Source organism: Lysinibacillus sphaericus (assembly GCF_006864135.1).
In the GTDB taxonomy this organism is placed as follows: domain Bacteria; phylum Bacillota; class Bacilli; order Bacillales_A; family Planococcaceae; genus Lysinibacillus.
The window spans coordinates 105874-114607 of sequence record NZ_SADV01000012.1; the positions used below are offsets into that span (position 1 = coordinate 105874).

11 protein-coding genes are annotated in these 8734 nt (G+C 33.7%); 9 read left to right on the forward strand and 2 right to left on the reverse strand.

The window, feature by feature from the left end; all coding sequences use genetic code 11:
- Positions 1-548 precede the first annotated feature (548 nt).
- From C7Y47_RS15300 to C7Y47_RS15310, 3 genes are all read left to right on the forward strand, one after another.
- Positions 549-1241, forward strand: coding sequence for an ABC transporter permease (locus C7Y47_RS15300; RefSeq protein ID WP_142509554.1), 693 nt, complete (start codon positions 549-551; stop codon positions 1239-1241).
- 79 nt (positions 1242-1320) lie between these two features.
- Positions 1321-1506, forward strand: coding sequence for a hypothetical protein (locus tag C7Y47_RS15305; RefSeq protein ID WP_142509555.1), 186 nt, complete (start codon positions 1321-1323; stop codon positions 1504-1506).
- 151 nt (positions 1507-1657) lie between these two features.
- Positions 1658-2401, forward strand: a complete 744-nt coding sequence (locus tag C7Y47_RS15310) for an amidohydrolase family protein (protein WP_142509556.1) — start codon at positions 1658-1660, stop codon at positions 2399-2401.
- Positions 2402-2569: 168 nt separating this feature from the next.
- On the opposite strand, the gene C7Y47_RS15315 is transcribed toward C7Y47_RS15310, so the two are convergent.
- Complete coding sequence (locus C7Y47_RS15315) at positions 2570-3481, reverse strand: DMT family transporter (protein ID WP_142509557.1); 912 nt, start codon at positions 3479-3481, stop codon at positions 2570-2572.
- Between the two features lie 119 nt (positions 3482-3600).
- On the opposite strand from C7Y47_RS15315, the gene C7Y47_RS15320 reads away from it, so the two are divergent.
- From C7Y47_RS15320 to C7Y47_RS15340, 5 genes are all read left to right on the forward strand, one after another.
- On the forward strand, positions 3601-5016 hold the full coding sequence (locus tag C7Y47_RS15320; protein ID WP_142509558.1) for a PLP-dependent aminotransferase family protein: 1416 nt from the start codon (positions 3601-3603) through the stop codon (positions 5014-5016).
- Positions 5013-5651, forward strand: a complete 639-nt coding sequence (locus tag C7Y47_RS15325) for a DUF3267 domain-containing protein (protein ID WP_142509559.1) — start codon at positions 5013-5015, stop codon at positions 5649-5651. The genes C7Y47_RS15320 and C7Y47_RS15325 overlap by 4 nt, the downstream gene beginning before the upstream one ends.
- 34 nt (positions 5652-5685) lie before the next feature.
- Positions 5686-6057: a helix-turn-helix transcriptional regulator gene (locus tag C7Y47_RS15330; protein ID WP_142509560.1), complete on the forward strand. Its 372-nt coding sequence runs from the start codon at positions 5686-5688 to the stop codon at positions 6055-6057.
- Between the two features lie 48 nt (positions 6058-6105).
- Positions 6106-6522, forward strand: coding sequence for a helix-turn-helix transcriptional regulator (locus tag C7Y47_RS15335; RefSeq protein WP_255505208.1), 417 nt, complete (start codon positions 6106-6108; stop codon positions 6520-6522).
- Positions 6523-6606: 84 nt separating this feature from the next.
- A complete protein-coding gene (locus C7Y47_RS15340) occupies positions 6607-6843 on the forward strand; it encodes a hypothetical protein (protein WP_142509562.1) in 237 nt (78 codons plus the stop codon).
- A 195-nt stretch (positions 6844-7038) separates the two neighbouring features.
- Here C7Y47_RS15340 and C7Y47_RS15345 read toward each other — a convergent pair whose 3' ends face one another.
- Positions 7039-7488 carry a putative iron-sulfur cluster-binding metallochaperone gene (locus tag C7Y47_RS15345; protein ID WP_142509563.1) on the reverse strand — a complete coding sequence of 150 codons (450 nt, stop codon included), beginning with the start codon at positions 7486-7488 and terminating at the stop codon, positions 7039-7041.
- 357 nt (positions 7489-7845) lie between these two features.
- On the opposite strand from C7Y47_RS15345, the gene C7Y47_RS24990 reads away from it, so the two are divergent.
- Positions 7846-8019, forward strand: a complete 174-nt coding sequence (locus tag C7Y47_RS24990; RefSeq protein ID WP_185903505.1) for a hypothetical protein — start codon at positions 7846-7848, stop codon at positions 8017-8019.
- Positions 8020-8734: the final 715 nt, after the last annotated feature.

Here is an 8734-nt window from a genome sequence, read left to right on the forward strand (position 1 = left end):
CAATTTAAATCAGCGAAATTAGAACTGCTGACCAATTGTATTAGTTTATTATAGTTAATAATTTTGTAAGGAATGAGTAAGGAAAAAGAGATGATCGATTCGTACAATTAAAGTATAGGAGAGGGGGAAATTCTATTACGGATTAAGCGTGCTAAAAAGGTTATCAATTAATGGCAGCTACTCTTAAAAACATAGCTCTTTAGAGGAGTATTTCTTAAATAAACGAACGGAGAGAAAATCCATGCTTAAACTGATAGAACTAGGATGGAAAAAATATCGATTATCTAACTATTTTATAGAAATAATCATTTGTATTGTGGCGACCTCCTGTCCTATTGAACTTGTGTCGTGGGGATTTAAAAATGGAAGCGGACTAATGCTATTATTAGATATTCTTGTTAAAACGACAGTGACTATTATTATAGCTATTATTTTATTACGTTTAATAATTGATAAATTCAAGAATAGTTATAGGCTGCTGCTATTCAACATAATGAGTGTTGTTTTTATTATCATGCAATAACAAACTGAAGAGGAGAATTCGTTCTATGCTCTATTTACTGAAACTGGAAATGAAAAAAATTAACTTAGGTTGGTATGTGAAAGGTGCGATGATCGCAAACATCATGATAACTGCAGTAGTGTGTTCCGTAATTTTTATTGCACAGAGGGAGGGGGATATACCCATTTCAACGTACGAAGAAGTTAATGTACTGATTGGTGCAAGCGTGAGGGCAACGTTTATTGTGTTTGCCTCTGTATTAATTGCGAAACTAGTTATTGAAGAGTATAAAAATAGAACAATTTTGCTTATGTTCACGTATCCTGTTAGTCGCAAGAAACTGATTGCTAGTAAATTGACCTTGATTGCTTTTTTAACATTCATGACAACGATGATGTCGAATATCGTTGTTGCGGGTCTATTTTTGATCATTAATACTTATTTTCCTATCGTCCCATTTACAATAACTGCAAGCCAGTTCATAGGTGAAGCCATAAACATAGTACCTTTTGCTATTGCCGCAACAGGAACAAGTTTAATTCCTTTCTATTTTGGAATGCGTAATTATTCTGTCCCGGCTACTATTGGTTCATCGCTTCTCGTGGTGGCAATTGCTTGTGCTTATAACCCAGAAATTTCTTTGGTGACCTTCATTCCACTGCAAATAGGGCTTGGAGCAGTTGGAGTAATAATTGCGTATCTAGGTATTCGTAATATTGAAAACGTGGATGTGGTGTAACAGGAAGTAATGTAAAATAGTTCTAGATATAAATACTTGTACTTACAACAAAAAACAAAAAGAGAGAAGGCTACTAGAAATGGGAATGATTATAGGCATTATAACAGGTGCAGTGTTGGGAATAATTTTAGTATTAATCAGTATGATATTATTTTGGATAAGCAAGAGAAAACAACAAGAGAATCAATATGCAATATGGTTCATGGTTGCAGGTTTTATAGCGTTATTTACATCTGGAAGTAATGCTTTAAGGTATTTCTTATAAGGAATTATTTTTGGCTCAAAATAAGGATTTGTGCAAGACTTCAACGATACGGTTGTTCTATTTGATAAGAAAAACTTATGGATTTCCACGTGAATTCATAAATTTCTTTTATGTTATTTGTTTGATAACATAAGAAAAAGGAGGCGGAAAGATGAAAATTTTTGATGCACACTTTCACATTATTGATTTTAATTATCCTATTACTGAAAATCAAGGATATATACCACCTAGCTATGTTGTTGAAGATTACCAAAAAGATACAGCGACTTATCATATTGTAGGTGGTGCAATTGTATCAGGTTCTTTTCAAGGTTTTGACCAAGATTATTTAGTAAATGCTTTAGAGAAAATGGGTTCTGCATTTTGTGGTGTTACGCAACTACCGTTTGCGGCGACAGATGATGAGATTATGGACTTATATAAAAAAGGTGTATGTGCGCTACGATTCAATGTGAAGCGTGGTGGTTCTGAAGATTTATCCAAGCTCGATTATTTGGCGAGACGTGTGTATGATTTAGCTGGTTGGCATAGTGAATTATATATCGACGCAAAAGATTTGCCTGAAATTGCACCGACGATTGAAAAATTACCAGCGATTTCAATTGATCATTTGGGAATATCCGAGGAAGGCTTTCCTCATTTGTTACGCCTCGTAGAAAAAGGTGTACGAGTAAAGGCGACAGGTTTTGGTCGTGTGGAGCTCGATGTAGGACATGCTTTGAAATCTATTTATGCTGTCAATCCTGAAGCGTTAATGTTCGGTACAGACCTGCCGTCCACACGAGCCAAAAGACCCTTTGCTTATGCCGATGTTGAACTAATTCAAGAATTGTTTGAGGCAAGGTCAGCTGAGAAAATTCTGTATCAAAACGCGATGGATTTTTATTTCAAGTGAGAGTTAGAAATCGCTAATTGCCTTTCACAAATGTGGAAGGCTTTTATTTTGTCTGTGAGATTATTTAATAATATTAAAAAACAGACAATAGGTATAGAGCGTTAACTACACTAATACCCATTGATAATAGTCTGTAATGATCATTGGAGCTTTTGGCAATCTAGCCAGTTAGTTTATACTGTGAGCATTGTTATTTTCTTTACGAATATCTTCTTTCTTTATGTTGGCAATAAATACACCTATTAAAGTCATCAAGCCACCAGTTATGGCAGAAAAATGCGGAACTTCACCAAGCCAAATCCATGCGATAAGAAATGCAAAAACAGTGGTTAAATAAAGCGTACTTGTTGCTTCAGCTGCCCCTGTTCGCGAAGTAACATAAGCTAGCGTAAAATATGGAATGATTGTTGGAAAGATTCCAAGATACAAAATGACTAATGTTGCATTTAACGGGGCATCCATTATTGCTTCACTTAGGCCGGGTGAGAATAGTAGCATAAAAATAGTACCTGACCAAATGGCGTACATCGTAAAGGGAATAGCGCCGTATTTTTCTAGATAACGATGTTGAAAAACAAAGTAAATACTTTCTGAAAGGGATGCTACTAAAACTATGACAATGCCAGTATTCAAAGTAAAACTTTCAGTTGAACCTCCTACAGAAATAAATGCTACACCACAAAAACCAACAAGTGAACCAACCCATCCCCATAAACTAAGCTTCTCACGATAAAAGAATACAGCTAATAAAGCCGTTATTATTGGGGTTGTTGAAACAAGTAAACTTGCAACGCCAGCACTAATCGTTTGCTCTCCATAATTTAGTGCTACTTGATAAACGGTGAAACCTAAAAAGCCAAGTAATAAAATAATGGGGATATCTTTTAACTCAGGCAAAGGAGTTTTTCTAATAACTGCTATGATTAGTAAAACGAATGAGCCGATTAATAATCGTAAAAGTGATATGTGTTCAGGTGAATATGCCATTAATGCCACCCGTATTCCTGGAAAAGCCGATGCCCATATTATGATTGTTATGAAATGAGCAGAAATAATTTTAAGATCTAATGTTTTTAACATGAATACACCTCGTTATCCAACCATTTAATTTTATGTTTTCAATATTAATAGGATTTTGGTAAAATTTCTCCAACAGGTTAAAATGAAAAAAACCAACCAGTTCAGAAAAGAGCGTATATATGAAAAAACCAAAATATCAATTGATTATAGATTTTATAAAAGGAAAAATTGCTAAAGGGGAGTGGGCGATCGGAAGTCCCATACCAAGTCAGCGTAATTTAGCAAAACAGTTTGAGGTTAATCGTAGTACAGTCATAACGGCATTAGAGGAACTAATGGCAGATGGGCTACTAGAAGGGAAAGCAGGGAAGGAAACGGTCGTCACCAATAATACTTGGACTTTGATGGGGGCAAAAACCTCGACTAACTGGAATGGAAATGTCAGATTAGGCATTCATAAACCTAGCGTTTCGATGGTGCAGGAGATTAACGAAGCGGAATCAAATACGAATCTTATTCAATTGAGTAAAGGGGAATTATCACCAGAGATGTTCCCGTTAGAAGAGATGAAAACCATCGTTCAAAAGGTTTCGAATCAATTAACTTCGTTTGGCTATGAAGAGCCGAAAGGAAATATGAAATTACGGCAAGCCATTAGTGACTATTTAAAGGTAAGAGGGGTCGAAGCGTCTCCGGCGTCCATTCTTGTAGTTTCTGGAGCGCTCCAAGCTTTACATCTAATCTCGATTGGACTTCTAAAAAGAGGTTCGACGGTGTTGTTAGAAATGCCGTCCTATCTATACTCGTTGACTGTTTTTGAGTCAGCAGGGATGGAGTTGCAAGGATTAGCAATAGACAACGAGGGGATTATTATCGATTCAATTTATCCGACAAAGGAAAAAGGAAAAAATATTTTATATTCGATTCCGACCTTCCATAATCCAACAGGCGCTTTAATGCAAGAAGAAAGACGTGCGAAATTAATTGCATACTGTGAAAGAGAGCAGCTGCCAGTTATAGAAGATGATGTGTACCGTGATTTATGGATTGACAATCCACCACCTAAACCATTGAAAGCAATGGATCTATACGGAAATGTATTATATGTTGGAAGTTTATCGAAAACCCTTAGTCCAGGATTACGAATTGGTTGGATCGTTGGCTCGGAGTCAGTCATAAATCGATTAGCAGATTTAAAAATGCAATCCGATTATGGATCAAGTACACTTTCACAACTCGTTGCAGCAGAGTGGCTAGCTAGTAATTTCTATGATGATCATCTTGATAAAGTAAGAGAACAACTTAGCATTCGTAGAAAAATTGCTTTAGATGCACTGGATAAATATTTGAGCCCTTACGCTACGTGGGACATCCCAAAAGGTGGATTGTTCATATGGGTGAAAATAAAGCCTGAATTTACAGTGAAAAGGCTATTTGAAAAAGCATTATCCAACAGTATTCTTCTAAATCCCGGTAGTATTTATGCTGAAAAATCGGGACAGTTTATAAGAATCTCCTATGGGTATGCCTCACTCGATGAAATGAAAGAAGGCATATTCCAATTAAGTGAAATTATAAAAGGAGGGGTTAAATGAAACTATTAAACAAATTGCCAAAAAGTAACCCAAAATTACATGTAGACTTCATTAAAGATGGCTGGATTCCGATGAAAGAACCAAAAAAATTAATAAGTGCTATTTTGTTATCTATCCCTTTAATGATTGTCGCTTCAATGATCTCTATTGGGGTAATAAATATTTTTTCTAGTATTTCATTGAGAGATTTTGGATTTACTTCTGCTGGATTATCAATAACCATTAACTTAAGCGTTATTTTGGGAATCGTCTTACTATTAATCATTCACGAACTACTTCATTTGATATTCATTCCTAATTTTATGAAATCAGAAAAAACTTCTGTAGGGCTAACTCTGTTCGGGGGTTTTGTCATTACGGAAGAAGAAATTTCAAAATCAAGATATATATTCATTACGATTGCACCTTTTATGATACTTTCAATAATTTTCCCTCTAATTTTCAGTGCATTTGGACTTTTAACAACGACATTAAAGTTCCTGATTATACTAAACTCGATGGGATCGTCAGTTGATTTACTAAATCTTCTTCTTATAATGAAACAGGTGCCGAAAAATGCAACTTTAAAATGTAATGGATCAAACACTTATTGGAAAATTGCTCAGACTGAACAAAAGGGTAAAGATAACGAATAAGTAAAAAATAGAATTATTGAAAGAGGAAGAAGAAATGAAATCAACCCGCATGTTTAGTATTTTAAATTTAGTAGTGAATCATCAAAAAATGACAGCTCAAGAATTGGCTGAAAAGCTTGTAGTGTCGAAACGAACTATTTATCGCGATATTGAATCACTGAATTTAGCGGGAATTCCTATAGTGAGTTATCCAGGTCAAGGTGGGGGATTGGGGATTTTAGCCAACTATAAACTTGATAAAAAGTTTTTCTCTATTGATGAATTACAAACTATACTAATTGGTTTGGATGCACTAAATAGTATACATACAGAAAATAATATTAAACATCTAATTACTAAAATTGTGGAAAAAGATGAGCAAACGATACTTAAAAATGCTGATATTGCCATCGACTTATCATCATAGTTCACGGATAACAGCTTTCAAGATTATGTAATACCCTTTAGAAAAGCAATTAGAGGACAGTTATTAATGGCAATTGAATATCAATCAAAGTCTGGTTATAGCAAAAGAACAGTAGAACCATATAAACTACTATTTAAATACTCATCGTGGTATCTATATGCTTTTTGTTTGGAGGGGAATCAGTTTCGTTTGTTTAAACTTAACCGTATTTTGTCTTATCATATTTTGACTGAACAGTTCATTGCCAAAGAACACGGAATTTCAGATTCAAGCCTCTTTTTTGAAAATAACTATTTTAAGGAAAATGATACTTTGTTTGACGTTGTACTGCAATACGAAAAGGAAGATGAAGCTTTTTTAATGAATAAGATAGGGGTACAAAAATTCAATTTCATTCAAACAGCGCAAAGTTTACATTTAAAACTTCCGATGTATCATGGGTCATTGATTTCGTCATTCATTTAAAAGACAAAGTAAAAGTGCTTGAACCTCTTTTTCTAGTAAATAAATTAAAAACACCATTAAAAAAATAAGTAGTTTTAATGAAAGTTGACAGGGTTATGTCAACTTTCTTTTGTTATTCTTATTGTCAATAGTTGTCCCATTTATTGTGGAAGTGAATTTTATATAGAAAAGCAATGTGTTAACTTCGGTGATCTCATAACAGCAAATGGGACTGCAACATTGGAATTTGCAAAAGAAATTATGAATCATCTAAAAGTATATTCAGAAGAGAAGATACAAAAATGGTATGATTTTAATAAAAATGGTTTTTACGAAGAATAGTATTTTTGGAACGATTGAAGGTTAGAAGAAAATGAAATCTTTCTTTGTTAAAACGGATGTCATGAATATAAGTTGATTTCCGTTCTGAACGTCCCCAGGAAGCTTTGCTCTGTGTGAAAAGCAAAGCGTCAGCTACAATGCGCCTAGTTGGAACGGAAATCAACTATACGTTATGATGAAGGGCTATATTTTTCATTAGGCTAGACCTTTTATATATTTCGTAACATTCCCTAAACAACAACTACCTTGAGGGTTATTTACCTCACAGCCACAACGGTTTTCTTTTATATTTTCTCGAATATGTTCTAATGGATTAGGAGCGAGTTCATTTTCAACATGTTGTTTAATTTTTTCTTTAGTCCAATCAAAACAATAACAAACCGGTGTACTTAATGAATCATCCTTTTGATGTACATCTATCTTTATATCAGATAGAAGATACTCTTTATTGCTCGTATCAAAATAAACGACATGACAATCTTTAGTAGCACAAAAATAGTGATTATCCATAGCGTTGATAGATCCTAATACAGATGGTTTCATCATTGATTTAATAGTTATTAGTTGTACATTTTTAGCTTTATTTTTACAAGAGGGACAACTAATAGTGTTTTCATTTTTAAGGCCACTACAACAATGTTCCATCGGCATTCCACCTCGAATATTTTATTTTCAGTCGTTAACGTTCAATACCCGGCATTCGTACTTAATACAACTTATTTAGAGTATAAACCATGTACGAAGGTAGAGGGGAAAGGAATTCTATTTATCACATAAATTGAAGCATAATCTTGACAAGACAGTGAACACACAACGAGTTTAGTGTTAGAATTCTTTTTTGAAAATCATTACCGCTTATTTTACAATGAAATTAATGCAAAAAGAAAAAAGCATTATTTAGCGTGAACTACATTCTGATTTATTAGCAAGTCTACATTGGGAAGCAGTTTAAATTATCGTTTAGGTTTTATACAATAAAATACTTTTAAGGTGATAAATAGTATGTTTTTAGGATTTGAATGGCTCCCTAAAAAATGGGGGAAAAGAAAAGTTTCGGAGCGGTTTCTTCAAGCGAAATTTACTGAAGAAGGTAAAGGGATTACGATTACTACATATGCTATTGATTTATATATAATATCGATTCCTTTAGAAGTGAAAAAATATAATTCACTTTAATTTCTTTTAGCTGGTGTCCAAGCCTCCGCTGAAATAAAGGAGGTCGGACTAAGAACGATTTTCTTCACCATGAAGTGAAGGAAACCGTTGATACATCAATGTTTATAGAGGAAGGTTGTTGCAGTAAGGGTCTCTTATAATGCTTTTTTACAAGTTAAGAAATGGTATATATGATTTTATTTAGAAAGCGCACTAGCAGCGTTTTTCTGCAAAATTCCAAAAAACCTTGTATTAACTACGTTCTACGCCTTTGTATGAGTTTGGATCGTTAGAAATCTTAATTTTGATTATTATATTTTAATTTTTAACTTTATCATGAATAGAATTATTACTAAAATCATCAGAAATAGACCTAGATTGAGTAGCCCATGTCCTAAGGGATAGTTTATTGCATATTCTTTTTGAAATTCCAATAGCTCTTGACTACTTATAGAATTAATATCTTGTAAAGGGAAAAGGATTATTTGTAATAAAGATCCAATTACTATTAAACAAAATGATAAAAAAATAATGCTAAAAAGTGTTATCTTATTAAAAATAAATCGCATAATGTCACCTCAGTTTTATCTCTATTTTTTAGAATAGACGTTTTTACTCAATAAAGGTTGTTCGAGACAAAAAAGCGCCCAAAACAAGGTGAGGGCACTGAAAAACTTACGTTTTCATAAAAGCGAACCTTTCTCAGATAAAAATAAGGCACTTCTTGTTCGATTTT